This is a genomic window from Leucobacter sp. USCH14 (genome assembly GCF_037619215.1).
Taxonomy (GTDB): Bacteria; Actinomycetota; Actinomycetes; order Actinomycetales; family Microbacteriaceae; genus Leucobacter.
The window spans coordinates 1-521 of sequence record NZ_JAQPZP010000037.1 but is presented as its reverse complement, the minus strand read 5'-3'; the positions used below and the strand labels follow the sequence as shown (position 1 = coordinate 521).

The following is a 521-nucleotide window of genomic DNA, read 5'->3' as shown; positions in this document are numbered from 1 at the left end:
TTGCCCAGCGACTCATCGGCGATTGCCTCCGGCACGTAGGTGATCCTGACCGTCGCAGTCGTGGTCTCGCCCTCGGTGTCGGTCACCTGATAGGTGATCGGCGTCGGGTTGCCCGAGAAGCCCTCCTCCGGAGCGAACGAGATCGCACCCGTCTCGGCATCCACCGTCCACGATCCCTCACCCTCGACGACCAGCTCGGTCACGAGCTCCTCGCCGTCCACGATCCGCACGGAAGCGGAGTCGAGGGCGCCCAGATCGTTCCCCAGCACGGGCACGGTCACGGTGCTTCCGAGTGCGTTGCCCAGCGACTCATCGGCGATTGCCTCCGGCACGTAGGTGATCCTGACCGTCGCAGTCGTGGTCTCGCCCTCGGTATCGGTCACCTGGTAGGTGATCGGGGCCGGGTTGCCCGAGAAGCCCTCCTCCGGAGCGAACGAGATCGCTCCCGTCTCAGGATCCACCGTCCACGTGCCCTCGCCCTCGACGACCAGCTCGGTCAGGAGCTCCTCGCCGTCCACGAT

General features: G+C 66.8%; 1 protein-coding gene. It reads right to left on the bottom strand.

Annotated features, from left to right (window positions below; all coding sequences use genetic code 11):
* The coding region (locus PQI23_RS13955; protein WP_339975570.1) for an Ig-like domain-containing protein at nt 1–521 on the bottom strand (521 nt) is incomplete at both ends.